General features: G+C 72.4%; 23 protein-coding genes and 1 tRNA gene. 10 read left to right on the forward strand and 14 right to left on the reverse strand.

What is annotated here, in order from left to right; genetic code table 11:
- Nucleotides 1-269 precede the first annotated feature (269 nt).
- From rho to CG747_RS01930, 7 genes are all read right to left on the reverse strand, one after another.
- Nucleotides 270-2,327: a transcription termination factor Rho gene (rho, locus tag CG747_RS01900; protein WP_100599800.1), complete on the reverse strand. Its 2,058-nt coding sequence runs from the start codon at nucleotides 2,325-2,327 to the stop codon at nucleotides 270-272.
- 373 nt (nucleotides 2,328-2,700) lie between these two features.
- Nucleotides 2,701-3,618, reverse strand: a complete 918-nt coding sequence (gene thrB / locus CG747_RS01905; RefSeq protein WP_100599801.1) for a homoserine kinase — start codon at nucleotides 3,616-3,618, stop codon at nucleotides 2,701-2,703.
- Nucleotides 3,619-3,963: 345 nt separating this feature from the next.
- On the reverse strand, nucleotides 3,964-5,049 hold the full coding sequence (gene thrC, locus CG747_RS01910; RefSeq protein WP_016570911.1) for a threonine synthase: 1,086 nt from the start codon (nucleotides 5,047-5,049) through the stop codon (nucleotides 3,964-3,966).
- Nucleotides 5,050-5,057: 8 nt separating this feature from the next.
- Entirely contained in the window at nucleotides 5,058-6,350 is a 1,293-nt protein-coding gene (locus tag CG747_RS01915; RefSeq protein ID WP_100599802.1) for a homoserine dehydrogenase, read from the reverse strand.
- A gap of 157 nt (nucleotides 6,351-6,507) precedes the next feature.
- Nucleotides 6,508-7,899, reverse strand: coding sequence for a diaminopimelate decarboxylase (gene lysA / locus CG747_RS01920; protein WP_100599803.1), 1,392 nt, complete (start codon nucleotides 7,897-7,899; stop codon nucleotides 6,508-6,510).
- 115 nt (nucleotides 7,900-8,014) lie between these two features.
- A complete protein-coding gene (nrtL, locus tag CG747_RS01925) occupies nucleotides 8,015-9,022 on the reverse strand; it encodes an ArgS-related anticodon-binding protein NrtL (RefSeq protein WP_100599804.1) in 1,008 nt (335 codons plus the stop codon).
- A gap of 166 nt (nucleotides 9,023-9,188) precedes the next feature.
- Nucleotides 9,189-9,797: a PleD family two-component system response regulator gene (locus CG747_RS01930; RefSeq protein ID WP_257980170.1), complete on the reverse strand. Its 609-nt coding sequence runs from the start codon at nucleotides 9,795-9,797 to the stop codon at nucleotides 9,189-9,191.
- A 294-nt stretch (nucleotides 9,798-10,091) separates the two neighbouring features.
- Between CG747_RS01930 and CG747_RS01935 the strand changes: the two genes are divergently transcribed.
- Nucleotides 10,092-10,163, forward strand: a tRNA-Arg gene (locus CG747_RS01935).
- Between the two features lie 533 nt (nucleotides 10,164-10,696).
- Here the strand turns inward: CG747_RS01935 and CG747_RS01940 are convergent.
- Nucleotides 10,697-11,995 (reverse strand): cytochrome P450, encoded by a 1,299-nt coding sequence (locus tag CG747_RS01940; RefSeq protein WP_219621405.1) that lies wholly within the window; start codon nucleotides 11,993-11,995, stop codon nucleotides 10,697-10,699.
- 481 nt (nucleotides 11,996-12,476) lie between these two features.
- Between CG747_RS01940 and CG747_RS01945 the strand changes: the two genes are divergently transcribed.
- The 4 genes from CG747_RS01945 to CG747_RS01960 all read left to right on the forward strand — a co-directional run bounded on the left by CG747_RS01945 (nucleotide 12,477) and on the right by CG747_RS01960 (nucleotide 17,075).
- On the forward strand, nucleotides 12,477-13,862 hold the full coding sequence (locus CG747_RS01945) for an FtsW/RodA/SpoVE family cell cycle protein (RefSeq protein ID WP_257980185.1): 1,386 nt from the start codon (nucleotides 12,477-12,479) through the stop codon (nucleotides 13,860-13,862).
- Entirely contained in the window at nucleotides 13,859-15,313 is a 1,455-nt protein-coding gene (locus tag CG747_RS01950) for a penicillin-binding transpeptidase domain-containing protein (protein ID WP_100599806.1), read from the forward strand. Before CG747_RS01945 ends, CG747_RS01950 begins: the two co-directional genes overlap by 4 nt.
- Before the next feature lie 117 nt (nucleotides 15,314-15,430).
- A complete protein-coding gene (locus CG747_RS01955) occupies nucleotides 15,431-15,949 on the forward strand; it encodes an HD domain-containing protein (RefSeq protein WP_374701728.1) in 519 nt (172 codons plus the stop codon).
- A gap of 265 nt (nucleotides 15,950-16,214) precedes the next feature.
- Nucleotides 16,215-17,075 (forward strand): ABC transporter ATP-binding protein, encoded by an 861-nt coding sequence (locus CG747_RS01960; RefSeq protein ID WP_257980171.1) that lies wholly within the window; start codon nucleotides 16,215-16,217, stop codon nucleotides 17,073-17,075.
- Nucleotides 17,076-17,087: 12 nt separating this feature from the next.
- On the opposite strand, the gene CG747_RS01965 is transcribed toward CG747_RS01960, so the two are convergent.
- Nucleotides 17,088-17,513: a helix-turn-helix domain-containing protein gene (locus tag CG747_RS01965; RefSeq protein ID WP_100600062.1), complete on the reverse strand. Its 426-nt coding sequence runs from the start codon at nucleotides 17,511-17,513 to the stop codon at nucleotides 17,088-17,090.
- Between the two features lie 211 nt (nucleotides 17,514-17,724).
- Here CG747_RS01965 and CG747_RS01970 point away from each other — a divergent pair, with 211 nt between their 5' ends.
- Nucleotides 17,725-18,603, forward strand: a complete 879-nt coding sequence (locus CG747_RS01970; protein ID WP_100599807.1) for an alpha/beta fold hydrolase — start codon at nucleotides 17,725-17,727, stop codon at nucleotides 18,601-18,603.
- A gap of 53 nt (nucleotides 18,604-18,656) precedes the next feature.
- Here the strand turns inward: CG747_RS01970 and CG747_RS01975 are convergent, their stop codons facing one another.
- Entirely contained in the window at nucleotides 18,657-19,565 is a 909-nt protein-coding gene (locus tag CG747_RS01975; RefSeq protein ID WP_100599808.1) for an ADP-ribosylglycohydrolase family protein, read from the reverse strand.
- A gap of 87 nt (nucleotides 19,566-19,652) precedes the next feature.
- A complete protein-coding gene (locus CG747_RS01980; RefSeq protein WP_100599809.1) occupies nucleotides 19,653-20,783 on the reverse strand; it encodes a ferritin-like domain-containing protein in 1,131 nt (376 codons plus the stop codon).
- Between the two features lie 185 nt (nucleotides 20,784-20,968).
- Here CG747_RS01980 and CG747_RS01985 point away from each other — a divergent pair, with 185 nt between their 5' ends.
- The 4 genes from CG747_RS01985 (at nucleotide 20,969) to tpx (ending at nucleotide 23,615) form a co-directional block, all read left to right on the forward strand.
- Nucleotides 20,969-21,916: a diiron oxygenase gene (locus CG747_RS01985; protein WP_100599810.1), complete on the forward strand. Its 948-nt coding sequence runs from the start codon at nucleotides 20,969-20,971 to the stop codon at nucleotides 21,914-21,916.
- Nucleotides 21,917-21,988: 72 nt separating this feature from the next.
- Complete coding sequence (locus CG747_RS01990; RefSeq protein ID WP_180985346.1) at nucleotides 21,989-22,729, forward strand: TetR/AcrR family transcriptional regulator; 741 nt, start codon at nucleotides 21,989-21,991, stop codon at nucleotides 22,727-22,729.
- Nucleotides 22,730-22,739: 10 nt separating this feature from the next.
- Nucleotides 22,740-23,003, forward strand: coding sequence for a hypothetical protein (locus tag CG747_RS01995; protein ID WP_100599811.1), 264 nt, complete (start codon nucleotides 22,740-22,742; stop codon nucleotides 23,001-23,003).
- Nucleotides 23,004-23,114: 111 nt separating this feature from the next.
- A complete protein-coding gene (tpx, locus tag CG747_RS02000) occupies nucleotides 23,115-23,615 on the forward strand; it encodes a thiol peroxidase (RefSeq protein WP_100599812.1) in 501 nt (166 codons plus the stop codon).
- Between the two features lie 72 nt (nucleotides 23,616-23,687).
- On the opposite strand, the gene CG747_RS02005 is transcribed toward tpx, so the two are convergent.
- The 3 genes from CG747_RS02005 to CG747_RS02015 all read right to left on the reverse strand — a co-directional run bounded on the left by CG747_RS02005 (nucleotide 23,688) and on the right by CG747_RS02015 (nucleotide 25,947).
- Nucleotides 23,688-23,900, reverse strand: coding sequence for a cold-shock protein (locus CG747_RS02005; protein ID WP_100599813.1), 213 nt, complete (start codon nucleotides 23,898-23,900; stop codon nucleotides 23,688-23,690).
- A 173-nt stretch (nucleotides 23,901-24,073) separates the two neighbouring features.
- Nucleotides 24,074-25,330, reverse strand: a complete 1,257-nt coding sequence (locus CG747_RS02010) for a styrene monooxygenase/indole monooxygenase family protein (protein WP_100599814.1) — start codon at nucleotides 25,328-25,330, stop codon at nucleotides 24,074-24,076.
- A gap of 56 nt (nucleotides 25,331-25,386) precedes the next feature.
- Nucleotides 25,387-25,947: an ATP/GTP-binding protein gene (locus tag CG747_RS02015; RefSeq protein ID WP_257980186.1), complete on the reverse strand. Its 561-nt coding sequence runs from the start codon at nucleotides 25,945-25,947 to the stop codon at nucleotides 25,387-25,389.
- Nucleotides 25,948-25,995 lie beyond the last annotated feature (48 nt).

Below are 25,995 nucleotides of genomic sequence, written 5' to 3' on the forward strand. Positions count from 1 at the left end.
CGGAAGGGTTGCACAGCGAGTTCTGAGCGTTTTCTTAGAAAGCGGCGGCGCCCGGAGCCGGCGCGCGACCACGGAGGCGGCTCTCACCAGGGCTTTCGCCGCGCCGTACGGGCCGGAGGAATCTTCGTACGCGGTACGGATCTGTGCGAAAGGTCTCAAGCGGGCCACGGCGCCGCGCGGCGCGGGTCACACCCCGACGGAAAACGCCGGGCCCCCTCACCCGCGAGGGGTGAGGGGGCCCGGTCGTGCGTGCGGCGCGGCCGCGGGCGTCAGTCGTTGCCGTTGCCCGTGGTCGGCGTCGTCTTCTGGATCTGGAGCAGGAACTCCGCGTTGGACTTCGTCTGCTTCATCTTGTCCAGCAGCAGCTCGATGGCCTGCTGCTGGTCCAGCGCGTGCAGCACCCGGCGCAGCTTCCAGACGATGGCCAGCTCGTCGCTGCCCATCAGGATCTCTTCCTTACGGGTGCTGGACGCGTCCACGTCCACCGCCGGGAAGATGCGCTTGTCGGAGAGCTTGCGGTCGAGCTTGAGCTCCAGGTTGCCGGTGCCCTTGAACTCCTCGAAGATCACCTCGTCCATCCGCGAGCCGGTCTCGACCAGCGCGGTGGCCAGGATGGTCAGCGAACCGCCGTCCTCGATGTTGCGCGCGGCACCGAAGAAGCGCTTCGGCGGGTAGAGCGCGGTCGAGTCGACACCACCGGACAGGATGCGGCCGGAGGCGGGCGCCGCGAGGTTGTACGCGCGGCCCAGGCGGGTGATGGAGTCCAGCAGGACGACCACGTCGTGGCCCAGCTCGACGAGACGCTTGGCGCGCTCGATGGCCAGCTCGGCGACGGTGGTGTGGTCCTCGGCCGGGCGGTCGAAGGTCGAGGAGATGACCTCGCCCTTGACCGACCGCTGCATGTCGGTGACCTCTTCCGGACGCTCGTCGACAAGGACGACCATCAGGTGGCACTCGGGGTTGTTGCGGGTGATCGAGTTGGCGATCGCCTGCATGATCATGGTCTTGCCGGTCTTCGGCGGCGCCACGATCAGACCGCGCTGGCCCTTTCCGATCGGCGTGACCAGGTCGATGATGCGGGTCGTCAGACCACCCGACTCACCTTCGAGGCGCAGCCGCTCCTGCGGGTAAAGGGGCGTCAGCTTCCCGAACTCGGCCCGCTGGCGGCCCTGTTCGGGCGCCATGCTGTTGACGCTGTCCAGGCGCACCAGGGCGTTGAACTTCTCGCGCCGCTCGCCGTCCTTGGGCTGACGGACCGCACCGGTGACGTGGTCGCCCTTGCGCAGGCCGTTCTTGCGGACCTGGGCGAGCGAGACGTACACGTCGTTCGGGCCGGGCAGGTAGCCGGAGGTCCGGATGAACGCGTAGTTGTCGAGGATGTCGAGGATGCCCGCGACGGGGATCAGCACGTCGTCGTCGGCCACCTGCGGCTCGTTGGTGAACTCCTCGCGGCCACGGCGCCCGCGGCGGTCGCGGTAACGGCCGCGACGACCGCGCCGACCGCCCTCGAAGTCCTCGTCGTCGCCGTCCCGGCGGTCCCGCTGGCGGTTGCCGCCCTGGACGCCGCCGTCACCCGCGTCGCTCTTGCGACGGTCGCGGTCACCGCGGTCACGGTCACCACCGCGGTCACGGTCACCGCCGCGGTCGCGGTCCCGGTCGCGCCGACCGCGCTCGCCCTTCTGGCCGCGGTCCTGGCGGTCCCCGCGCTCCTGGCGCTCGGCACCCTTGGCGGTCCGGCCGTCGCCGGCCTCCTGCGGGGCGAGGGCGGTCTCGGTGCGGGCCTCGGTCTTGACCGCGGTGGCGGCCTCGGCCTTGGCCTCGGTGCGGACGTCGGCGTCCGGGCTGCCCGCGGGTGCGGTGGCCCGGCGGCGGCGACGCTCACCGGCGGGCGCCTCGTCGCTGACGGGCTGGCCCGGAATGTCGATCTGCTGCTGGGTCCCGGCCTTCTCTGCCGTCTTGGTGGACTTGGCGGCCTTCTCGGTCTTGGCGGCCGACTCGGCACCGTCGTCGCCGGTGCGGGCCTTGGAGGTCGTGCGGCGCTTGGGCTTGGTCTCGGTGTCGGCGGGCGCGTCGGCCTTGGCTGCGGTACCGGAGCCGGAGGCCTGCTTCTCCTTGATGACCTCGATCAGCTGGCTCTTGCGCATCCGCGCGGTGCCCTTGATACCGAGGCCGGAGGCAACCTGCTGCAGCTCTGCCAGGACCATGCCGTCAAGGCCGGTGCCGGAACGGCGGCGCCGCGTGGTGGCAGGCGCGGCGGGAGCGTCCGTGGCGGGCGTGGTGGCACTGCCATCGGTGCGCGCGCCCATCAGATCGGTGGTGTCGCTCACGAAGGGTCCTTCCCTGGAGCGGGCGTCGGCCTGTCTGGCTCGGCGACCGGTTGTGCTGTCCGGCTGTGTCCTTGGTCTTGCGGACCGGGCCGGGGCGGTGGTCCCGCCGGATACGGCGGAAAGATCAATTCATGGCTCCGGCGTGAAGATCTGGGGTGTGACTGTTGTCGTCACGCCGATTCCGGAGCGTGCTCACTTCTGCTCAGGCCATTGCTCCAAGCAGTTTGGGAGGCTCCCGGAAGAAAGTGGTCCCGATGGGGGACACGAAGCACCGCGCCACACTGGCGTCGAGTACTGACTTGAGGTTAACACTACCGGATCCAACAAACATTCCCCCTCTCAAAGACCGGCAATCGTCGATTACTGGTCGTGGTCACCCGGCGAGCGGCAGCACGCACGTACCGGCCGCGTCGAGGGTCAGCCGGTTGGCCGCCCACCCCTCTCCCGCCAGCGCCGCGACCTTGTCGGCCGCCGCTTCTTCGACCAGTGCGAGCACCGTCGGGCCCGCACCGGAGATGACTGCGGGGACGCCGTCCGCGCGCAGTCGGTTCACCAGGGCCGTGCTCTCCGGCATCGCGGGGGCGCGGTATTCCTGGTGAAGTCGGTCCTCGGTCGCGGCGAGCAGCAGCTCGGGGCGCCTGGTCAGGGCCTCGACGAGCAGTGCGGCGCGACCGGCGTTGACCGCGGCGTCCACGTGCGGGACGGTGCGCGGCAGCAGTCCGCGAGCGGTCTCGGTCAGCACCGGTTTCCCGGGCACGAAGACCACCGGAACGATGGAATCGGCAGGATCCATCCGGATCGCCCGGGCGGTGCCGGTCTCCATCCAGGCGAGGGTGAAGCCGCCGAGCAGACAGGCGGCGACGTTGTCGGGGTGCCCCTCGATCTCGTTGGCGAGCTCCAGCAGCGCGGCGTCGTCGAGCTTCTGCTCGCCGCCTATCGTCACGGCGCGGGCGGCGACGATCCCGGCGCAGATGGCGGCGGACGAGGAACCCAGACCGCGGCCGTGCGGAATGCGGTTGGCGCAGACGATCTCCAGGCCGCGCGGCTGTCCGCCGAGCAGGTCGAAGGCGGTGCGCATGGCCCGTACGAGCAGGTGGCTTTCGTCGCGCGGCAGCGTCTCGGCGCCCTCGCCGGCGATGTCGACGTGCAGACCGGAGTCGGCCACCCGCACTACGACGTCGTCGTACAGGCCCAGGGAAAGTCCCAGGGCATCAAAGCCGGGGCCGAGATTGGCGCTGGTTGCGGGGGTGCGCACCCGGACGGCGGCGGCGCGGAATGCGGGACCGGCCATCGCTCGATGACTCTCCTTGATTGAAACTGCGGTACTGCCCCCGAGCGCAGCGCCGCGGCACCGAGGTGCCCGGACGGCTCGTGGGGTCTGTTCTGACCTGCCCTGCGCACCACTGCGTTATGCCGTGGGGAGGGGAGTTGGGTGCCAGCCTATCGAAGGAAGGTTCTGTCGCGACATAGGGCGCACAGGAGGCGCACGATGCGTGTCGCGCGCCACCGCATGCCCCAACACCGCCTTTGCAGTGTTTGCGGGGCTTTGCGGAAGGCGCCGTACGGGGGACGGCGGGTGGCTGGCCGGCCCGTCGTCCCCGTACGTATCCGCAGGTCCCGGGGGTGTCCGGGAGGGTCAGCCGAGGCCGAGGCGCTCGGCGGCGGCGTCCGCGTCGATCGGGACCGTGACCGGCTGGGGCGCACCGGCCACCGCCCAGTCCGGGTCCTTGAGGCCGTTGCCGGTGACCGTGCAGACGATCCGCTGGCCGGGGTCGACCTTGCCCTCTTCGGCGGCCTTGAGCAGACCGGCGACCGAGGCGGCCGAGGCGGGCTCCACGAAGACGCCCTCCTTCGCGGCCAACAGGCGGTAGGCAGCGAGGATTTGACGGTCCGTCACGTCATCGATGAGGCCGCCGGACTCGTCCCGGGCGCGCTCGGCGAACTCCCACGAGGCGGGGTTGCCGATCCGGATCGCGGTGGCGATGGTGTGCGGGTCCTTGACGACCTCACCGCGCACGATCGGGGCGCTGCCGGATGCCTGGAAGCCCCACATCCGCGGGGTGCGCGCGGCGATGCCGTCGGCCGCGTACTCCCGGTAGCCCTTCCAGTAGGCGGTGATGTTGCCGGCGTTGCCGACCGGCAGGACGTGGATGTCCGGGGCGTCGCCGAGCATGTCGACAATCTCGAAGGCGGCGGTCTTCTGACCCTCGATGCGCACCGGGTTGACGGAGTTCACAAGTGCGACCGGGTACTTCTCGGAGAGGCCCCTGGCCAGCGTCAGACAGTCGTCGAAATTTCCGTCGACCTGGAGGATCTTGGCGCCGTGCACGAGCGCCTGGCCCATCTTGCCGAGCGCGATCTTGCCCTGCGGGACCAAAACCGCGCAGACCATTCCGGCCCGGACCGCGTAGGCGGCGGCCGAGGCGGAGGTGTTGCCGGTGGAGGCGCAGATGACCGCCTTGGCACCCTCCTCCTTGGCGCGCGTGATGGCCATCGTCATCCCGCGGTCCTTGAAGGAGCCGGTGGGGTTGGCACCCTCGACCTTGAGGTGCACCTCGCAGCCGGTGCGCTCGGACAGCACCTGGGCCGGTACGAGAGGCGTACCGCCCTCCCGGAGGGTGACGACCTCGGTCGTGTCGCTGACCGGCAGCCGGTCGCGGTACTCCTCGATGATTCCGCGCCACTGACCGTTCGCAGTGGTCACGGTGGAATTGGCAGACATGGGTTCCTTTACTCCCCTTCGACCCGCATGATGCTGACGACACCGCGGACGGTGTCCAGCTCGCGCAGTGCCCCGACCGTCGACGACAGGGCCGCGTCGGTCGCTCGGTGGGTGACGACGACGAGGTCCGCCTCGCCGTCCTTCCCCTGCTGACGGACCGTATCGATCGATACGCCGTGTTCGGCGAAGACCGTCGCGACCTGAGCCAGAACGCCCGGCTTGTCGGCCACGTCGAGACTGATGTGGTAGCGGGTGACGACCTCACCCATGGGGCTGACGGGCAGCGCGGTGTACGCGGACTCCCCCGGCCCGGTGGCTCCGGCGAGCTTGTTGCGGCAGACCGCGACGAGGTCGCCGAGGACCGCGGAGGCGGTCGGGGAACCGCCCGCGCCCGGCCCGTAGAACATCAGCTGGCCGGCCGCGTCGGCCTCCACGAAGACCGCGTTGTACGCCTCGCGCACGGAGGCCAGCGGGTGCGTCAGCGGAATCATCGCCGGGTGGACCCGGGCGGTCACCGACGCGCCGTCCGCGGCGCGCTCGCAGATGGCCAGCAGCTTGACCGTGCAGCCCATCCGCTTGGCGGAGGCGATGTCCGCGGCGGTGACCTCGGTCAGCCCCTCGCGGTGCACGTCGTCGATGGTGACGCGGGTGTGGAAGGCGATCCCGGCGAGGATCGCGGCCTTGGCGGCCGCGTCGAAGCCCTCGACGTCGGCGGTCGGGTCGGCCTCGGCGTACCCGAGCGCGGTGGCCTCGTCCAGCGCCTCGCTGTAGCCGGCGCCGGTGGAGTCCATCTTGTCGAGGATGAAGTTGGTGGTGCCGTTGACGATGCCCAGGACGCGGTTGACCTTGTCCCCGGCGAGCGACTCGCGCAGCGGCCGCACCAGCGGGATCGCACCGGCGACCGCCGCCTCGTAGTACAGGTCGGCGTTGTGCTTCTCGGCCGTCGCGTGCAGTGCGGCACCGTCGGCCGCCACCAGCGCCTTGTTGGCCGAGACCACGCTCGCACCGTGCTCGAAGGCGGTGGTGATCAGCCCGCGGGCCGGCTCGATCCCGCCGATCACCTCGATGACGACGTCGATGTCGCCGCGTTTGACCAGGGCGGTCGCATCGGTGGTGATCAGCTCGGCCGGGATCCCGGCCCGCACCCGCTCCGGGCGGCGGACGGCGATCCCGGCGAGCTCCACGGGCGCGCCGATACGGGCCGCGAGGTCGTCGGCGTGCGTCGTCATGATGCGCGCCACCTCTGAGCCGACCACACCACAGCCCAGCAGCGCCACCTTCAGCGGACGCGTACGCATCATTCGACCTCGTCTTTTCTTCGATCCAGCAGTTTCTTGCTCGGTCATGCACCAGTTTCCTGGTCATGCACCAGTCTCACCCACCGGACGGCGGTTTCTGACGTTCGTCCGGATGCCGAGACATTTATTTCATCCGGGGCCCGGTCCCGGCGATCCGCCCCTACCCGACATCCAACCGCAGGAGATCTTCCTCCGTCTCCCGCCGGACGATCACCCGGGCCGCACCGTCCTTGACCGCCACCACCGGCGGCCGCAGCGCGTGGTTGTAATTGCTCGCCATGGACCGGCAGTACGCACCGGTGGCCGGCACCGCGAGCAGGTCCCCGGGCGCCACATCGCTCGGCAGGAAGGCGTCCCGGACGACGATGTCACCGCTCTCGCAGTGCTTGCCGACGACCCGCGAGAGCATCGGCTCGGCGTCGGAGGTGCGGGAGGCCAGCGCCACGCTGTACTCCGCGTCGTACAGCGCGGTGCGGATGTTGTCCGACATCCCGCCGTCCACGGAGACGTACGTCCGCAGCCCCTCCAGCTCCTTGACCGTGCCGACCTCGTAGAGCGTGAAGGCGGTCGGGCCGACGATCGCCCGGCCCGGCTCGACCGAGATCCGCGGCACCCGCAGCCCGGCCGTCTCGCACTCGCGGCCCACGATCTCGCGCAGCGCCTTGGCGATCTCGTGCGGTGCGCGCGGGTCGTCGTCGGAGGTGTAGGCGATGCCCAGCCCGCCGCCGAGGTCGATCTCCGGGAGCTCCACGCCGTGCTCGTCCCGCACCTCGGCGAGCAGCTGCACCACTCGCCGCGCGGAGACCTCGAAGCCGGCCATGTCGAAGATCTGCGACCCGATGTGGCTGTGGACCCCGATGAGTTCGAGTCCGTCCAGCTTCAGCGCGCGCCGCACCGCCTCGGCGGCCTGGCCGCCGGCCAGCGCGATCCCGAACTTCTGGTCCTCGTGCGCGGTCGCGATGAACTCGTGCGTGTGCGCCTCGACACCGACCGTGACCCGGATCTGCACCCGCTGCCGCTTGCCGAGCCGCTCGGCGATGTGCGCGACCCGCACGATCTCCTGGAACGAGTCGAGCACGATCCGGCCCACCCCGGCCTCGACGGCCCGGGTGATCTCCTCGGTGCTCTTGTTGTTGCCGTGCAGTGCGATCCGCTCGGCGGGCATGCCGGCGTCCAGCGCCGTGGCCAGCTCGCCCCCCGAACAGACATCGAGGTTGAGGCCCTCCTCGGCCAGCCACCGCACGATGGCCCGGGACAGGAACGCCTTGCCCGCGTAGAAGACGTCGGCGTCCGGCCCGAACGCGTCCTTCCAGGACCGGCAGCGGGCCCGGAAGTCGTCCTCGTCCAGGAAGTACGCCGGCGTGCCGAACTCCTCGGCGAGCGCGGTGACGGTCAGCCCGCCGACCGTCACCGCACCGTCGGCGTCGCGCCGGACGGTACGGGACCAGACCTGCGGGTCGAGGGAGTTGAGATCGGCGGGCGGCCCGGCGTAGTGCCCCTCGGGCAGTACGTCGCCATGGCGGGGCCCTGCGGGGTGCGCGGAACGGCTCATAACGGAAACGGTCCCCTCAAGATCGTTCAGAGGTGCTGATCGGGGCAGTCGTCGGTGCGCCCCGCGGATGTTCGGACGCGTACATCGGACATTTCCAGATTCAGGCGTAGGTGGATCAGACGTGTTCAGGAGCAGAGATGCCGAGCAGGCGCAGGCCGTTCCCCAGCACCGTCCCCGTGGCTTCGGCAAGGGCCACCCGGGCGCGGTGCACGGCCAAGGGTTTCTGCTCGCCGACGGGCAGCGGCCAGAACTCCTCCTGCCAGCGCAGATAGGCGTCCGCGGTGGTTTCCAGGTGGCGCACCACCCGGTCCGGCGCATACCGCCGCGCGGCGGTCGCGATGACCGTCGGATACGTGGCGAGAGCGCTCTCCAGTGTCTGGAGGACCCGCACGTCCCCGTCGGCGGCGTCCGCCGTCACATCCCCCGGCTCGCCGGTGAACCCCAGCTCGCCGGCGTTCCGCACCATCGCGCGGGTCCGGGCGTGGGCGTACTGCACCCGGAACCGCGGGTTGTCCTCGTGCTGCACGGGCCGCTCCGGCGCCCGGACCGGGTCGTGCGCCGCGGGCTTGAGCAGCACCCATCGCGCCTCGTCGGCCCCGAGCCGCGCCACCAGGCGGGCCACTTCCCCGTCACCGGTGTCCAGCGGCCGTTCCGTGCCTGCCCCGTCCCGTCCGAGCCGGGCCAGGACATCCCCCGCCACGACCTCCCGGGCCCGAGCCCACTCCCCCGCGTAACGCGCCGGCCCGCCGGCCCGCCCGGGTCCCGCCACACCGGACGCGGGGGCCTGGCCATAGCGCTCCCCGCGGGCCAGCACCTCGCCCACGAGACCGGCCGACGCCCCGTCCCCCAACGTGAAGTTCAAGAATCCCGGCCCGGCGATCTCGACCCGGGCGATCCCGGCGCTTCCCACCAGCCGCTTCCGCAGGATCTCGGCCACGTCGCGTGCGGGCCGCCCCGCCTGCCGCGCCAGCTGGAGCGCCACGTTGGAGGCGTAATCCCCACACCCGGGCCGCGGCGGCGGCTGCACCACGATCCGCGCCGGCACGGGCACGGAGAGCTCCCGCTCCTCAACGGCACCGCGCACGGAGCGCAGGACGGTACGGGAGAGCTCGGCCGGGGTCACAGGACAAGCGTATGGGAGGAGGGGGGTGCCCATGCGAACGGGTTTCGCGTGCTGGACACCGGGCCGCGTTCCACGGGGCCACGGACCGGGCGCGGGGCGGCGTACGTGCCGACGACCTGAGCGCGCAACGACGAAGCTCCCCGCCATCCGAAGCGACCGCCAGGCGTCACCCGGCGGCCCGTCCTCCCCCGCTTCCCGGCTCACCGCCCGCCGAGCCGCCGCTCTCCACACCGTCCCCGGGGGCGGCCTCCTCGGAGGCTCCGCCACCCGTCCCCGCCGCGTCACCCCGCGGCGCCTCACCCCGGCCTCCGGCGCCCCCGCCCTCGGCACCACCCCCGGCGCAGGGCCCCTCGGGGCACCCCCCGCGCAGCTCGTCCCCCGGGCGCTCCCGCTGCTGCCGCCCCTCGCGCACCAGCATCCCCACCGTGCGCACCAGCTCCGTCGGCTCGAAGGGCTTGGCCAGAAAGGCGTCGATCCCCACCGACTCCCCGTTGTCCACCTCGCCCTGCGTGCACGCGCTGACGATGGCGATCGGGATGTCCCATGTCCGCGGGTCGGAACGCAGCCGCGCCGCGGTGTGCAACCCGCCCAGCCTCGGCATCACGACATCCAGGGTCACCACGTCGGGTCTGACCTGATGCACGACATCCAGACACTCGGCACCATCAGCCGCGGTCACCACCTCGAAGCCCTCGAGCTCAAGGTTGACCCTGATCAACTGCCGGATCACCTTGTTGTCATCGACCACAAGGATCCGACCGGACAAGCCAGGCACACCTTGAGACTAGGTCCGTCCCTGCACCTGCGTCCCGGTTTTCCCCACTTCCGCCCCCGTGCGAGGGACCTTTCGGCGACCACCACCGACCCGTCCTCCGCATGCGGTAAGGGCGACCTTCCTTACCGCATGCGGAGGCCCCCCGGAACGCTCCCCGACACGCCCCCGAACCCCCTCTCTCCGACCCTCGGACCCACCCTGCCGACCGACCCCGCGGCCGGCCACCAAAACGTTCATGACCACCCCATCGGAGCTGGTAGTGTTCTACCCGTCGCCACAACGAGCGGCGACAAAGCCCCCGTAGCTCAGGGGATAGAGCAACGGCCTCCGGAGCCGTGTGCGCAGGTTCGAATCCTGCCGGGGGCACCTCAGAGAAGGTGCCGAAGATCCCTTGACTGGCGAGAAGCCGGTCAAGGGATTTTTTGTTGTCCGGGATTTCCGTCGGGTCGTCGCCGGGTTTTCGCCGGGTTCTCATCGAGTATGTGCTGAATTCGCCGGCCGGCGGGTGGCGCGCCCCCTGCCCCTGGGGCCGGGGTGGGCAACGCGGGGGCGGGGCAGGGCGGTTGGGGCGCGGGACGACGGCCACGCGGATCGGATGCGGCGCCTCGGGGCCGGCCGGCAGCCGGGGCGTCTCCGGGCCGACCCGCCGCGGCGGCATCCGGATGTCCACCAGGCCGCATCGGGGCCGCACCGGGGCCGTATAGGAGCCATATCGGGGGTGGTCCGCCGTGCCGGTTCCGCCGTCCCCTCGCCGTGGGCCGCTTTGTCGACGGGTTCCCGGTCCGGGTGGCGCTCCGCGCCGTGCCGGATGGCGGAGAGGTCCCGGGGCACCCCGGGCATGCGCCGGCCCGCCCGGGCCGGTGTGGGCCCGGTCGGGGGGTGGGGGCGGGCCGTGGGGCTCAGGCGTCCAGGCGGACCGGGAGGGAGTCCAGGCCGTAGACGATGGAGAGCTTGCGGAATTCCAGGTCCTCGGGGCGGGCGGCGAGGCGCATGGTGGGGAAGCGGCGGACCAGGGCGGGGTAGGCGGCGCGGAGTTCCATGCGGGCGAGTTCGGCGCCCACGCAGCGGTGGATGCCGTAGCCGAAGGCGAGGTGGGAGGGGATCTTGGCGCGGTGGGGGTCGAACTGCTCCATGTCGGGGCCGAGTTCGCCGTCGCGGTCGGCGCCGCTGAGGGAGCAGAGGACGACGTCCCCGGCGGCGATCCGGACGCCGCCGATCTCCAGGTCCTCGCGGGCGAAGCGGGGGAAGGCGACCTGGACGACGGTGAGGTAGCGGAGGAGCTCCTCGACGTAGCGGTCGACGACGTCGTCGCCGTCCTTGAGGGCGGCGAAGTGCTCGGGGTCCTGGAGGAGGACCAGGGCGCCGAGCGCGAGCATGCTGGCGGTGGTTTCGAAGCCGCCGGTCAGGACGCCGTCGGCGAGGCCGGCCAGTTCCTCGTCGGTGACCGAGTCGCCGTGCTCTCGCACGATCATGCCCAGGAGGCCGTCGCCCGGGTTCTCGCGCTGCTTCTTGACGACGTCGCGGAAGTAGGAGAGCGATTCGGATATGGCGCCGAAGGAGGCGTTGGCGCCGCTGAAGAGGTCGAAGCGGGCGGCGCTGAGGCGCTCGAAGTCGGCCCGGTCCTCGTAGGGGACGCCGAGGAGTTCGCAGATGACGAGGGAGGGGATGGGGAGGGCGAAGTGGGCGACGAGGTCCACCGGGTCGCCGTTGCGGCCGGCCTGCTCCATGGCGTCGAGGCGTTCCTCGATGATGTCGTGGATGCGGGGGGTGAGCCGGCTCAGGCGGCGCATGGTGAATTCGGGGGTGAGGAGCCGGCGGAGGCGGGTGTGCACGGGCGGGTCGGCGAAGCCCAGGCCGCCGGGGTTCTGCTCGGCGCCGGCGCCGGCCTTGCCGACGAGGTTGGTGAAGTCGGAGCTGAAGGCGTCGGCCTTGCCGAGCACCGCCTTGACCTCGTCGTAGCCGGTGACCAGCCAGACGTTGGCGGCTATCGGCACCGGGAGCTTGCTGATGGGCTCGCGCTCGCGGACGGCGGCCAGGTCGGGCACCGGGTCGAGACCGTCCCGGCGCAGGGGCATCAGGACGGCGTCCGGCAGGAAGGACATGCGGGAAAGGTCGAAGCCCTTCTTCCGCGTTCTCGCCAGGTAGAGGCGGCCGGCCCAGGCGAAGATCCGGGAACGGAGGGTCGTCATGGCGCTCATACTGCCTTTCGTCGCGGGGGACGGTCACCCGCGCTCGGCCGCCCCCGTGGGCCGAAACGGCGCGGGACCTTCACACGGCGTGCTTGGTGTCGTACGCCATAGCCCCTCGCGTGCGGCGCCATGGCGCGTGTCCATGGCGTCGACCGGTGCGATCGGTCGTCCGCATCAGCGTGACGAGCTCGGCCTTCTGCTTTTCGTTCTGACCGAGTTTACAAACTGCCATTGACCTCGTTCACAGAACAGCCCGGGCCTACCCCTGGGAGGCCCCTGATTCTCCCCCTAGGGGTCCGGCCGGCCGGACCCGCCCCCCCCATGCGGCGTCCGAGCGCCGCCTGGGCGAGGGCCGCCCGGAAGCCGGTACGCGGCGGTGCAACAGCGGCACCCGCGGTGCGATATGGGCGAAATGCCGGAGTTTGCTTGCTACGTTGCCGAGGTGGATGTGGCGGACGCGGCGGATGTGGCCGAGGTGCGGGCGAAGGCGGTGGACGGTGGGCGGGTGGTGGACGAGGCCCCGGCGCCGCCGCGGCCCAAGAGGCGGGGGGTCGAACTGGCCCTCCTCGTAGGTGCCGTGCTGATCAGCGTCTGCGGCTATCTGGCGGTGGGGCTGGCCAGGACGCACGCGGTGCCGGCCGGGGCGCTCCGGTACGCGGCGGGGCTGGGCGGGCTGGCGCTGCTGGCGCACCTCGTGGTGCGGTTCGGCGCCCCGTACGCGGATCCGCTGCTGCTGCCGACCGCGGTGCTGCTCAACGGGCTCGGGCTGGTGCTGATCTTCCGGCTCGATCTGGAGACGCCGGCCGATCAGGCCGCGCCCGCGCAGCTGGTGTGGTCCGCGGTGGGTGTGACGTTGTTCATCGGGGTGGTGGCGGTGCTGCGGGACCACCGGGCGCTCCAGCGGTGCGCGTACGGGTGCGCGGCGCTGGCGCTGGCGCTGATGGTGGTGCCGATCGCCTTCCCGGCCGTCAACGGGGCGCGGATCTGGATCCGGGCGGCCGGGTTCTCGCTGCAGCCGGGCGAGTTCGCGAAGGTGCTGATCACGGTGTTCTTCGCGGCGTACCTGGCGGCCAACCGGGAGGCGCTGGCGCACACCGGGAAGGTGGTGTGGCGGCTGCGGCTGCCGGCGGGCCGGGTGCTCGGGCCGGTCGTCGCCATCTGGCTGGTGAGCGTGGGGGTGCTGGTCCTCGAACGGGACCTGGGGACGTCGCTGCTCTTCTTCGGGGTGTTCGTGGTGCTGCTGTACGTGGCCACGGGGCGGACCGGGTGGATCGCGGTGGGGGTGCTGCTGGCGGCGGCCGGGGCGGCGGCGGTGGGCACGCTGGAGCCGCATGTGCACGGGCGGGTGCAGGACTGGTTGGCGCCGTTCGCCGGGATCGCGGCGGGCCGGGGGCCGGGGCAGTTGGCCCAGTCGCTGTTCGCGTTCGCCGCGGGCGGGACGTTCGGGACGGGGCTGGGGCAGGGGCACTCGTCGCTGATCGGCTTCGCGATGAAGTCGGACTTCATCCTGGCGACGCTGGGCGAGGAGCTGGGGCTGGCCGGGCTGAGCGCGCTGTTCCTGCTGTACGCGCTGCTGGCGGCGTGCGGCTACCGGGCGGCGCTGGGGCTGCGCGACCCGTTCGGGAGTCTGCTGGCGGTCGGGCTGGCGGCGCTGCCCGCCCTCCAGGTGTTCGTGATCGCGGGCGGGGTGATGGGGCTGATCCCGCTGACCGGGATGGCGATGCCGTTCCTGGCCCAGGGCGGCTCGTCGGTGGTGACCAACTGGATCATCGTCGCGCTGCTGGTGCGGATCAGCGACCGGGCGCGCGGGCCGCGGACCGGGACCGCCGCCCGGCCGGCCCGCCCCGTCCCGGACGCCGTCGGGGCGCTCCGGTGATCCGCGGCATCCGGCACACCGCCGCGTTCTCGTTCCTGCTGCTGGCCGCGCTGCTGGTCAACGCGGTCCGGGTGCAGGTCTTCGAGGCGGACCGGTACACCGGCAACCCGGCCAACCGGCGGGCCGCCATCGCCCGGTACGCCCAGCCGCGCGGTGCGGTGCTGGTCGGCGGCCGCCCGGTCACCGGCGTGCGGGACAGCGGCGGGCGGCTGCGCTACGAGCGCACCTACACCGACGGCCCGCTGTACGCGCCGGTCACCGGCTTCGCCTCGCAGACGTACGGCACCTCGCTGCTGGAGGGCACCGAGGACGCCGTCCTGGCCGGCACCGACGACCGGCTGGTCACGTTCCCGTGGTGGGACCGGTTGATCCGCCGCCGGCCGCCGGGCGGCCGGGTCGAGACCACCGTCGACCCGGCGATGCAGCGCGCCGCGTTCCACGGGCTGGCCGGCCGGAAGGGCGCGGTGGCGGCGGTCGAGCCGCGCACCGGGCGGGTGCTGGCGCTGGTCAGCTCGCCGTCGTACGACCCCGGCGAGCTGTCCGGGAACGGGCAGTCGGTGACCGGTGCCTGGCGGCGGCTGAACGAGGCGGCGGACCGGCCGATGCTCAACCGGGCGCTGCGGCAGACCTATCCGCCCGGCTCCACCTTCAAGGTCGTCACCGCGGCGGCCGCGCTGGACAGCGGTCTGGTCAAGGACCTCGACGCCCCGCTGGACGTGCCCGACCCCTACACGCTGCCGGACACCCGCACCCGGCTGGGCAATCCGACGGCGGGCTGCGAGCACGTGGGGCTGCGGGAGGCGTTCCGGCTCTCCTGCAACACGGTCTTCGCGCGGCTGGGGGTCGGTGTCGGGCTGCGCGGGATGGCCGGGACGGCGGAGCGGTTCGGCTTCAACGACCCGGGGCTGCGGCTCCCCTCCCCCGTCGCGCGCAGCACCTTCGACACCAGGATGGACCCGGCGCAGCTGGCGCTCTCCTCGATCGGGCAGTACGACACCGCCGCCACCCCGCTCCAGATGGCGATGGTGGCGGCGGCGGTGGCCGACGACGGCCAGCTGACGCCGCCGTACCTCGTCGAGCGGGTGACCGACGCGCACGGGGCGCTGGTCGCCCCCGGGGCGCGGGAGCCCACCCGGCAGGTGATGAATCCGGCCACCGCCCAGCAGTTGCAGGAGCTGATGACCGAGGTCGTCGAGCACGGCAGCGGGCGGACCGTGGCGATCGACGGGTTCACGGTGGGCGGCAAGACGGGGACCGCGCAGCACGGCGTGCGCAACGAGGGCACGCCGTACGCCTGGTTCATCGCGTGGGTGCGGGACCGGCAGAGCCACGAACCGGTGGCGGCGGTGGCGGTGGTCGTGGAGGACGCGGAGGCCGAGCGGGCGGACATCAGCGGGGGCGGCAGTGCCGGGCCGATCGCGCGGGCGGTGCTGACGGCGGGGTTGCGGTGAGGCGGCGGGCGGCGCGGGGCGGCCGGGGTCCGGTGGCCGGGGTCCGGGGCGACGCGGGGCGGCCGGTGGCCGGTGGCCGGTGGCCGGGGCGGCCCGATCCGCCGTCACAATGGCGCCATGGCTTGTGATGCGGAATCCTCCCCGGCCCCGAGCCCGGCCCCGGCCCCGGCCCCGGCCCCGGCCCCGGCGACACGGTCGCTGCTCTCGCTCGCCGAGGTGGAAGCGCTGGCCCGGCGCGCGCACGAGGGGCAGACCGACAAGGCGGGCCGGCCGTACGCCGAGCATCTGGCGGCGGTCGCGGCGGGGGTGCGGGCGCGCGGTGGCAGCCCGGCGCAGATCGCCGCGGCCTGGCTGCACGACGCGGTCGAGGACGGGGCGGTGAGCGGCGCGTGGCTGGCCGGGGCGGCGCTGGAGGAGTCGACCAAGGCGATGGTCCTGGCGGTCAGCAAGCGACCCGGGGAGCCGGTCGAGGAGTACACCGCGCGCATCCTGGCCACGCCCGGTGCGCTGCTGGTCAAGGAGGCGGACCTGGCGCACAACGCCGATCCGGCCCGGCTGGCGGTCCTGGACGCGCCGACCCGGGAGCGGCTGACGGCCAAGTACGCACGGGTGCGGGCGCTGCTGGGGCTGGAGTGACTCTGGTGGCTCCGGTGGCTCCGATGACTCTGGTGACTCTGGTGACTCCGGTGACTCCGGTGACTCCGGTCGCTTCAGTGGCCTCAGTTGTTTCAGTCAGTCCAGTCAGTCCAGTCGCTTCAGTCGCTTCCGAGGACTCTCCGGACGGCGGGCCGGGCCCGGTGACCGGAACCGATGGCCGGGCCCGATGACCGGAACCGGCGCCCGCGGTTCCACACATCGGACGCCCGCCCGGAAAGATGCCATACACAGCTAATCTGCCGCGATGACTCCCACGCAGCCTTCGGAACCGCAGTCCCCGGCCCCCCGGCCCACCGACCTGCACCACCCGGACGCGGGGCGGGTGATCGCCGCGCTGGCCGGCGTAGGCGTCCGCCGCTACACCACCGACCAGGTCATCCTCGACGGCATCGACTGGACCGTGCGCGCCGGTGAGCACTGGGCGCTGCTCGGCGCGAACGGTGCCGGCAAGACCACCGTCCTGCGGCTGATCGGCGCGCTGATGTTCCCCACCGTCGGCACCGTGGAGGTGCTCGGCCACCGGCTCGGCCGGGTGGACGTACGGGAACTGCGCGCCGCCATCGGCCTGGTGTCCGGTGCGCAGAAGGTGCCGAAGGACGCGACCGCGCACACGGTGGTGCTGACCGGCGCGAGCGGCACCGTGCAGCCGCTGTGGCGGACGTACGGCGCGGCGACCCGGGAGCGGGCCCATGAGCTGCTGGCCGAGCTGGACTGCAAGGAGTTGACGGACCGGCCGTACGGCGTCTGCTCGGGCGGGCAGCGGGCCCGGATCCTGATCGCCCGCGCGCTGATGGCCGATCCCTCGCTGCTGCTGCTCGACGAGCCGTTCAACGCGCTGGACCTGCCCTCCCGCGAGGACCTGATCGACGCACTGCACCGGCTGGCCGTGCAGCGGCCGGAGTTGGCGACGGTGACGGTCACCCATCACCTGGAGGAGCTGTCCCCGGCCGTCGGGCGGGCCGTGCTGCTGCGCGACGGGCGGGTACAGGCACTCGGCCCGGTGGCGGAGGTGCTGACGGGTGAGCGGATGACGGCCTGCTTCGGGCGGCCCATCGAGGTGTCCCGGCACGAGGGGCGGTGGCTGGCGCGGTCCGGGCGGCGGTAGGCCCGGCGGCCCTCACGTCCCGTCCGCGGCGTCCCGCACCCCCGTCAGGAAGCGCCGGATCGCGGCCCGTTCGCCGGCGTCGAAGGTGTCGAGCAGGGCGAGGGTGCGCTCGATCAGCGGGCCGAAGAACGACCGGCCCAGGGTGACCGCGCCCGGGTCCACGGCCAGCAGGACGCGCCGCCGGTCGCGGGTGTCGCGGACCCGGCGGAGGTACCCGAGCCGCTCCAGGCGGTCGACCAGCGCCGTGGTGCCCGCGGAGTTCAGGCCGAGCCGGGCCCCGAGCCGCCCGGCGGTCAGCTCCTCGCCGGCCCGGGCCGCGTCCAGCAGGGCGATCAGGGCCCGCAGGTCGGTGGGGTGCAGGCCGTTGCGGGCGGCGAACTCACCGCCCGCCAGGTCGAGTCGGACGGTCACCTCGCGCAGGAGATGGACCAGGTCCATGCCTTCCGGTTCCCGCTCCTGTTCCTGTTCCTGTTCCTGCGCCACCTTCACGGCTCTCCGCCTCTCCCGCGTTCGGCCCGTACGTCCCGAACCAGCAACCTAACGCGGCCGGGACGCGTACGATCGACAATTACCTCGCTCGGCGAGATGATTGCCGAGCGAGGTAATTGTTGTCCGTCCGTCCGCCGTCGTCCCGCCGCGGAGGCGCACCATGACCGCCGAACCCCCACCGCCCACCGCCGCGCCTTCGGTGTCCCCGGCGTTCCGGGCCGCCTACGGGCAGGTTCTGGCACTCTGGCCGGTCCCGGTCGAACCGCTCGCCGTGGACACGGAGTTCGGCACCACCCGGGTCAACGCCTGCGGGCCGGCCGACGGACCGCCGACCGTGCTGCTGGGCGGCGGCGGGGCCACCTCCGCCGGCTGGTACGCGCGGGTCGGCGCCCTCGCGCGCACCCACCGGGTGTACGCCGTGGACGTGATGGGCGCGCCGGGGCTGAGCGTGCCCGGTGGGCGGCCACTGCGCCGGCCGGCGGACCTGATGGCCTGGCTGGACGGGGTGCTGACCGCGCTCGGGGCCGAACGGGCCGCGCTGCTGGGGCACTCGTACGGGGGCTGGCTCGCGCTGGGTTACGCGGTGCACGCCCCGGACCGGGTGGACCGACTGGCGCTGCTCGACCCGACGCAGTGCTTCGCGGGGTACCGGACGGCGTATCTGGCGCGGGCGGTACCGCTGTTCGTCCGGCCCGGCGAGGACAGTGCCCGGCGGTTCCTGGCGTGGGAGAGCCGGGGCGGCCCGGCGGTGGCACCGGAGTCGGTCCGGCTGATGGGGGTGGGCGGCCGGGAGTTCCGGGGGCGGCCGGTCACCGGGCCGCGCCCGGCGGTGGCCCGGCTGGGGTCCGCCGCGCCGCCCGCGCTGGTACTGCTGGCCGGGCGCAGCCGGGCACACGACCTGCGGCGGGTCGCGGAGACGGCCGGGCGGACGCTGCCGGGGGCACGGATCGCGACGCTGCCGGGGGCCGGGCACCACGCGCTGCCGGAGCTGCGGTCGGCGGAGCTGGACCGGCTGCTGGTGGATTTCCTGACGGGGTGACGGGCGGGGAGCGGCGGGCGGGGAGTCGGGGCCGGGCCCGCGCCCCGGAGACCTCACATCTCGGCGACCCAGTGCGGCAGTTGCTCCCGTCGTCGTGTCCACTCCTCCCCCAGTGCCGCGGTCCCGGTGCGGGCCCCCACCACTCCGCCGGTGATGGCGCAGGTGGTGTCCACGTCGCCGAGGCCGGCCGCGGCGGTCCACAGGGCGGCCGCCAGGTCGTCGGGGTGGCGGGCGGCGCACCACAGGGCGAACGGGACGGTGTCGTCGGCGCGGATCCGGCGGCCGCTGCCGAGGGCCGCGGCGGCCTCCTCGGGGCCGGTGCCGGGCGGGAGTCCGGCGGCCCGCAGCAGGCCCTCGCGGATCGGGCCGTCGGGGGTGCGGGCGGCGATCCCGGTCAGCGCGAGCGGCGCGCCGCGGGCGGCGAGCGCGGCGGCGACGGCCACCGCCACCGCGCCGGCCACGCCCTGGGGGTGGGCGTGGGTGACCTCCGCGGAGCGGGCGGCCTGCGCGGCGGCGCGGTCCAGGTCGTGGTGGAACCAGGCGCCGAGGGGGGCGACGCGCATGGCGGCGCCGTTGCCGAGGCTGCCCTCGCCGCCGAAGAGGGCGTGCGCCAACTCCCGCCACTCCGCCGGTTCGGCGGCGGCCCGGGGCAGCAGGGCGTGCATACCGGAGCCGTAGCCGCGGCCCGGGTCGGCGCGGTAGGTGGCGGCGAACCGCGCCACCAGGGCCGGCTGCCGGACCTCGCCGTGCTCGGCGAGGACGGCGAGCAGATCGAGTGCCATGGCGGTGTCGTCGGTCCAGTGCCACCGGGGCTCGGGCGGCAGGCGGCGGGCAGCGATCAGCTCCCGGGCCGCCGCCTCGGGCCGGAAGAGGCCGAAGAAGCGCTCGCCGAAGGCGTCGCCGTGCGCCAGGCCCTCGATGCTGCCGCGCACCGCGGCGCGCCGTCGGTCGTCGGTGTCCATGGGCGGATCCTGCCATCGGTGCGGGGGCGGGGGCGGTGTTCCGTCCATGTTCCGTCCCCGCCCGGCGGCAGGCGGTCGCGGCGGCCGTCAGTCCTCGGCGGCGCCCCGGGCGACGGCGTCGGCTACCTCGGCCGTACGGGCCGCCTCTTCGGCGGCGAACCGCTGGGCGTCCAGTTGCTCGGCGAGCTCCTCGTCCTGGGCCATCAGCAGGTCCAGGTCGGCGTCGCCCATGTCGAAGACGCCGAGGTCCACGTAGGCGCGTTGGAGGCGTGCGCCCCACAGGCCGATGTCCTTGACGCACGGGACGATCCGGCTGAACAGCAGCTTCCGGAAGAGCCGGAGGAACTCCGAGCGCTCGGTGAACTCGGCGGCCTCCTTGGGCGGGATGCCGAAGTTCTCCAGGACCTCCGTGCCGCGCAGCCGGTCGCGCATGAGGTAGCAGCCCTCGATGACGAACTCCTCGCGTTCGCGGAGTTCGGCGTCGGTGAGCTGCCGGTAGTAGTCGCGCAGCGCCATCCGGCCGAAGGCGACGTGGCGGGCCTCGTCCTGCATGACGTAGGTGAGGATCTGCTTCGGCAGCGGTTCGGTGGTGGTGTCGCGGATCATGCCGAAGGCGGCCAGCGCCAGTCCTTCGATGAGCACCTGCATGCCGAGGTAGGGCATGTCCCAGCGGGAGTCGGCGAGGGTGTCGTCGAGCAGTGCCTTGAGGTTGTCGTTGACCGGGTAGAGCATCCCGATCTTGTCCTTCAGGAAGCGGCCGTAGATCTCCGCGTGCCGGGCCTCGTCCATGGTCTGGGTGGCCGAGTAGAACTTCGCGTCGAGGTCGGGGACGGACTCCACGATCCGTGCGGCGCACACCATCGCGCCCTGCTCGCCGTGCAGGAACTGGCTGAACTGCCAGGCGGCGTAGTGCTGCCGGAGGTCGCCGCGGTCCGCGGCGGTCATCTTGTCCCAGTACGGGGTGCCGTGGAGGGAGAGGGCTTCGTCGGGGGTGCCGAGCGGATCCTTGGGGTCCACCTCCAGGTCCCAGTCGATCCGGGTGGCGGCGTCCCACTGCTTGTCCTTGCCCTTCTGATAGAGGGCCAGCAGCCGGTCGCGTCCGGAGCCGTTCTTCTCCCCCGGATACATGGCTTCCCAGGTGAAGCGGGCCGCGCCGGTTGCCGGCACGGTCCACAGGGAGTCGCCCGGGTCCTGTACGTACAGCTCTCGGGTCGACACGAGCCGCACCTCCTCCGCTCGCCGAACGCCCCGTGTCGGGCGGGTCGTTGGCAGATTCACACGCTTCTTACCGGCGGGTCAATAAGTCGTGCGCGAGGGATTGACGTCCTTGCTGACAAGCAGTCTTATAAGAGGCAGCCGCATGTGACCGCGGGTAACTCCGACTGTGAGGTGTAGCCAGAGCTATGACGAGCGCCCCCACCGCACTGACCGAAGCGGACATCGACGTCCTGCGGGATGCCCTCGGGCTCCTCAAGGACCGGGAGCAGATCGCCGAGCGGCTGCTCGCCTCCTCCGCCAAGCACTCCTTCGACCCCGACACCGAACTCGACTGGGACGCCCCCTTCGAAGAGGGCAAGTGGTTCTGGCCGCCGGAGCTGGTGTCGCTCTACGACACACCGATGTGGCGGCGGATGAGCGAGGAGCAGCGCATCCTGCTCTCCCAGCACGAGGCCGCGGCGCTCGCCTCGCTCGGCATCTGGTTCGAGATCATCCTCATGCAGCTGCTCGTCCGGCACATCTACGACAAGCCGGCCACCAGCGCGCACGTCCGGTACGCCCTCACCGAGATCGAGGACGAGTGCCGGCACTCCAAGATGTTCGCCCGGCTGATCTCGCGCGGGGACACGCCCTGGTACCCGGTCGGCCGGGCGCACCAGAACCTCGGCCGCGTCTTCAAGACGATCTCCACCACCCCGGGCTCCTTCACCGCGACCCTGCTCGGCGAGGAGGTCCTCGACTGGATGCAGCGGCTGACCTTCCCGGACGAGCGGGTGCAGCCCCTGGTCCGGGGCGTCACCCGGATCCACGTGGTGGAGGAGGCCCGGCACGTGCGCTATGCGCGCGAGGAGCTGCGGCGGCAGATGGTGACCGCGCCGAAGTGGTCGCAGGAGTTCACCCGGGTCACCTCCGGCGAGTTCGCCCGGGTCTTCGCCATCGCCTTCATCAATCCCGAGGTCTACACCAATGTCGGCCTGGACAAGCGGGCGGCGATGGCGCAGGTTAAGGCCAGCGGCCACCGGCGGGAGGTCATGCAGAACGGCGCCAGGCGGCTGACCGACTTCCTCGACGACATCGGGGTGCTGCGCGGAGTGGGCCGCCGGCTCTGGCGCAGCTCGGGACTGCTGGCCTGAACGCCCCGCTCGGGGCCCCCGGGCCCCGAGCACCTGTACGAAGGGAAATCCCCGGCGGTTACGCTGCTGTTCATGAACGGCAGCGGCACCGCCCCGGCAGTACCCAGACCCGCCTACCGCAGGCTGAGCGTGGAGCAGCGCCGCAGCCAGCTGCTGGCCGCCGCGCTGGGCCTGTTCGCCCAGCGCGCGCCGGAGGACGTCTCGTTGGACGACGTCGCGACCGCCGCCGAGGTCTCGCGGCCGCTCGTCTACCGCTACTTCCCCGGCGGCAAGCAGCAGTTGTACGAGGCGGCGCTGCGCAGCGCCGCGGACGAGCTGGAGCAGTGCTTCGCGGAGCCGGAGACCGGCCCGCTCACCCAGCGGCTGGGCCACGCCCTGGACCGCTATCTGTCCTTCGTCGACCAGCACGACGCCGGGTTCAGCGCCCTGCTGCAGGGCGGCAGCGTGGTGGAGACGTCCCGGACGACCGCGATCGTGGACGAGGTCCGGCGCGCCGCCGCCGAGCAGATCCTGCACCACCTCGGCGAGCCGGCGCCGGGCCCGCGGCTGCGGACCACGGTCCGGATGTGGATCACCTCGGTCGAGGCCGCCTCGCTGATCTGGCTCGACGAGGAGAAGCAGCCCGCCCTCGACGAGCTGCGGGACTGGCTGGTGGACCACTTCGTCGCGCTGCTGACCGCCAGCGCGGCCCGGGACCCGCAGACCGCGCGGGTGATACGGGCGGCGCTGAAGCGGGAGGCCCCCGACGGCCCGGCCGGGGAGCTGGCACGCCGGATCCTGCCCGTCGTGAGCGAGGCCGCCCACCTGCTGTGAGACTGGTCCGGTGCGTAGCGAGAACACCCTCTTCGTCGGCGGCCCCCTGGACGGCCGGGTCCTTCCCGTCCTGGTCGGCCCCACCGGCCTGCCCCCGAAGACCTACGAGATCCCGGTGCCCCGCGACGACGGCCTGCCGCCGGAGGTCCACGTGTACCGCCGGGTTCCCGGCCCCACCGGCCGCCTGGGACTGCCGCGCGGCTGGCAGTACGCCTACGACCCGGCGGGCCGGGCCGGCGGGGGCCCCAAGTGGCCCTGGCGGAAGCGGCGTTGACGACTCGGGCCGGCGGCCCGCCGGACGTGCGCCCGACCCGCTCTCCGTGGCCGCCTGCCCGCCCCCAGTACGATCACAGGGTTGCGACATGACTATCGAAGGAGGAGCCCCATGGCTCAGGTCACGCTGAAGGGCAACCCGGTACGGATCGACGGCGGCCTGCCCGACACCGGCAGCCAGGCGCCGGCTTTCACCCTGGTCGGCGAGGGGCTGGCGGACAAGTCGCTGAAGGACTTCGCCGGCAAGCGCAAGGTCCTGAACATCTTCCCCAGCGTCGACACCCCGACCTGCGCGTCCTCCGTCCGCACGTTCAACGAGCGGGCCGCCGAGCTCACCGACACGGTGGTGCTGTGCATCTCCGCCGACCTCCCCTTCGCCCAGGCCCGCTTCTGCGGCGCCGAAGGTCTTGAGAACGTGCAGAGCCTGTCCACCTTCCGCAGCCCGGAGTTCCGCGCGGACTACGGTGTGGCGATCGCCGACGGGCCGCTCACCGGGCTGGCCGCCCGCGCCGTCGTCGTGCTGGACGAGAACGACACGGTCCTGCACGCGCAGCTGGTGCCGGAGATCAGCGAGGAGCCGGACTACGACGCCGCCCTCGCCGTCCTGAAGTAGGCCCCGGCGCGGAACGCGGACGGCCCTACCCGGTCACCCGGGTAGGGCCGTCCGCTGTTCCGGCGGGAACGCCTAGCCTGCGACCTGGACCTTGTCGGCCTGCATCCCCTTCTGCCCCTGAACGGCCTCGAAGGTGACCTGCTGGCCCTCCTTGAGGCTCTTGAAGCCGTTTCCCTCGATCGCCCGGAAGTGGACGAACAGGTCGGGGCCGGATTCCGGCGTGATGAAGCCGTACCCCTTCTCGTCGTTGAACCACTTCACAGTGCCGTTCTGGCGCTCGGCCACGTTGTCCCCACTCCGTAGTAAGCAGTCGTCCTCATCGGCAAAGCCGGAAGGATCATGGCACGCGACCGCCCCCGAGGGCGAGGAAACGGACCAGAAGCGTCGGGAAGGACGATGTTCCGGCACGTACCGACGGCCGGGGACGGCCCGCGGGACCGCTGTCCGGGGAGGGCCCGTCAGGCTCCGGTCAGCGACGCCAGGTACGCGCCCGTCTTCTCCGGCTCGAAGAAGAAGTTCTCGAAGTCGGACGGGTCGTTGAAGCCGTTGGCGAACCGGTCGGCGGCCGGCTGGAGCTGTCCGGCGGCGCCGAGGAGGTTCAGGACGTGCTCCGGCGGCGGGGCCAGCATCGCGTTGGTCCACTTGGTGACGTGCCGGGCGGTCTCCCAGTAGCGGTCGAAGGCGGACTGCATCCACTCCGCGTCGAACGGCTGGTCGCCGCGCTCGACGATGGCGGAGAGGTAGGCCGCGGCGCACTTGGACGCCGAGTTGGAGCCCTGGCCGGTGATCGGGTCGTTGGCGACCACCACGTCCGCGACGCCCAGGACCAGGCCGCCGGAGGGCAGCCTGCCGATCGGGTTGCGGACGGTCGGGGCGTAGCGGCCGGCCAGCGTGCCGTTGGCGTCGGTCAGTTCGACGTCCGCGCTGCGCGCGTACTCCCACGGCAGGAACGTCTTCATCAGGTCCAGCGTGATGGCCAGGTGCTCCTTGGGGTCCCGCACGCCCTGGAAGGCGTCCACGGGGCCGCCGGGGATGCCCTCCCAGAAGAGGATGTCGGCCCGGCCGGAGACGGTCAGGGTCGGCATGACGAACAGCTCGCCGACACCGGGCACGACGTTGCAGCGCACCGCGTCGAACTCCGGGTGCTCCGGGCGCGGGCCCATACCGTGCACGTAGGCGACGGCCAGCGCCCGCTGCGGGGCGTCGTACGGCGAACGGGAGGCGTCCCGGCCGAACATCGACACCAGCTCGCCCTTGCCCGCCGAGACCAGCGTCAGGTCGTAGCGCTGCGCGAAGAAGTCCAGGTCGGAGACTGCCGCGCCGTGGATGACGACCTGGCCGCCGCGCTGCGCGAAGGTCTCCATCCAGCCGGCCATCTTCACGCGCTGGTCGACGGACTGGGCGTAGCCGTCGAGCTTGCCGACCCAGTCGATGGCGCGCTGGGTGCCGCCGGGCTCGGCGTGGCTGCCGGGGGCGGCGACCGAGACGCCCAGGCCCTCGATGCGCGGCGCCTGGCTCTCCCAGAAGTTGAGAGCCAGGTCGCGCTCGTGCTGGAGGGCGGTGTGGAACATGCACTGCGTCGACATGACCCGGCCGGAGCGGATCTCGTCGGCGGTGCGGTTGGACATCAGGGTGACCTCATAGCCCTGGGACTGGAGGCCGAGGGCGAGTTGGAGACCGGACTGCCCGGCTCCGACGACGAGTATCTTCCGCATGGCGGGCTCTTCTCTGTTCCTGCTGTTCGGGGGTGCTGAGGGGTGGCGGGAAGAGGCTATTCCGGCGAGACGTCCAGCGCGTGGCCGACCAGCGCGAGCAGCGCCTGGATGACGGTGGGCCGGCGCCGCGCGTCCATCACCACGACGGGCACCTCCGGCGGCACGGTCAGCGCGTCCCGGACGTCCTCCACGTCGTACCGCTCGGTCCCCTCGAAGTGGTTGACCGCGACGACGTACGGCAGTCCGCAGCTCTCGAAGTAGTCCAGCGCCGGGAAGCAGTCCTCCAGCCGGCGGGTGTCGGCCATCACGATCGCGCCGATCGCGCCGCGCACCAGGTCGTCCCACATGAACCAGAAGCGCTGCTGGCCGGGCGTACCGAAGAGGTACAGCACCAGTTCCTGGTCGAGGGTGATCCGGCCGAAGTCCATCGCGACCGTGGTCGTGGTCTTCTCCGGTGTCGCCGTCAGGTCGTCGGTCGCCTCGCTGGCCTCGGTCATCACCGCCTCGGTCTGGAGCGGGGTGATCTCCGAGACCGATCCGACGAAAGTGGTCTTGCCGACGCCGAAGCCGCCGGCCACCACGATCTTGGTGGCGACGGGCGCCTGCGACCGGTCCATCTGCCAGCTCTGCAGCCCCGCGTCGGCGGCGGTGGCCGGCGCTGTCCC

It is taken from the genome of Streptomyces sp. CB02959 (genome assembly GCF_002803155.1).
Lineage (GTDB): Bacteria > Actinomycetota > Actinomycetes > Streptomycetales > Streptomycetaceae > Streptomyces.